The organism is Acinetobacter sp. CFCC 10889 (genome assembly GCF_003268395.1).
Taxonomy (GTDB): Bacteria; Pseudomonadota; Gammaproteobacteria; order Pseudomonadales; family Moraxellaceae; genus Acinetobacter.
This window is the reverse complement of sequence record NZ_LQXQ01000172.1, coordinates 1-597: the sequence shown is the minus strand read 5'-3', so window position 1 is coordinate 597 and position 597 is coordinate 1. Positions and strand designations below refer to the sequence as shown.

Annotated in this window: 1 protein-coding gene; it reads left to right on the top strand. The window is 35.3% G+C overall.

Annotated features, from left to right (window positions below; translation table 11 throughout):
* Nucleotides 1-348, top strand: a 348-nt coding sequence (locus AVJ19_RS21245) for a hypothetical protein (RefSeq protein ID WP_213067289.1), incomplete at its 5' end; no start/stop codon positions are given.
* Between the last annotated feature and the right edge of the window lie 249 nt (nucleotides 349-597).

The window sequence follows — 597 nt, the reverse complement described above, 5'->3', positions numbered from 1 at the left end:
ACGAACTTTAGTAATGGTTTCTTTAACACAGAAGAAGTTGAAATTATTAATGTCTTTGACAAACCGTGTATGAAGTCGGTGTGGGATGAGGCAAATAAACCAAGCTGCTTATATTTTTCTTTAACTCAATGGATTAATGAATCTGAAATGTCGGATGTGGAAAAACAAGAAAATCCTAGTTTTTCATGCACTGGTGGTTATTTGAAAAAATATGACTACAAAGAAGCTTTTACAAAATCTGTAACAGAAGCATCAAAAGAAGATCGTGATTTGATTCGAGCATTACCGAATTTTAACAATGAAAAATTCTTAGAAATTTCAGGCGTTGATCTAAGTCAACTTGATTAATAGCAGGCATTAAAAAGCCCTCTTACTCACTAAGAGGGCTAGCGTAAACACTTGCAAGTCTACAGAGCTAATTATTACACAACCTGCCGGGTTAGAAAAGTCATATTTAGCTTAAACATAAACAACTCAGATGAGAAATGAGCGAGATCAATTATGAATGCAAAACCAAATTCCATCAACCCTACTGTTACACATCGTGTACAGCCGGGTTATTTCAAGGTCGGCTTAATTGCCAGTGCACTTACTTTC